Source organism: Mesorhizobium sp. M7A.F.Ca.US.006.04.2.1 (genome assembly GCF_004022915.1).
Taxonomy (GTDB): Bacteria; Pseudomonadota; Alphaproteobacteria; order Rhizobiales; family Rhizobiaceae; genus Mesorhizobium; species Mesorhizobium ciceri.
In genome coordinates, this window is sequence record NZ_RZQA01001575.1 from 1 (window position 1) to 567 (window position 567).

1 pseudogene is annotated in these 567 nt (G+C 68.1%); it reads left to right on the forward strand.

Features of this window, described 5'->3' with window-relative positions:
- Positions 1-555: pseudogene (locus tag EN925_RS38810) on the forward strand (MG2 domain-containing protein); the annotation flags it as partial.
- Positions 556-567: the final 12 nt, after the last annotated feature.

A 567-nucleotide genomic window follows, 5' to 3' on the forward strand; every position in this document is an offset into this window, starting at 1 on the left:
GGCCTGTCGACCTATACCGGTCAGGACGGGCTCAATGTCTTTGCCCGTTCGCTGGGCAGCGCCAAGCCGATCGCCGGCGCCGAACTGACGCTGGTCGCCAGGAACAATGAGGTTCTGGGCACGGCGACGTCGGATGCCGACGGCCATGCCGTCTTCAACCCCGGCCTGACGCGCGGCGACGGCGGCATGGTGCCGGCCGTGCTGATGGCAAAGCAGGGCGACAATGACTTCGTCTTCCTCGACATGGGCCGGGCCGGCTTCGACCTGTCCGACCGCGGCGTCACCGGGCGCGCGGCGCCAGGTGCGCTCGACGTCTATGCCTGGACCGAACGCGGTATCTACCGCGCCGGCGAGGATGTTCATGTCGCCGCACTTGCTCGCGACGGTGCCGCCAAGGCGGTCGAAAACCTGCCGTTGACCTTCATCTTCTCGCGCCCCGACGGCGTCGAGGACCGCCGTATCGTCAGCGACGGCGCATCGGCCGGCGGCCATGCCGTCGACCTGCCGCTCGCCCCCAACGCCATGCGCGGCACCTGGTCGGTGTCGATCTACACCTGTCTCTTATAA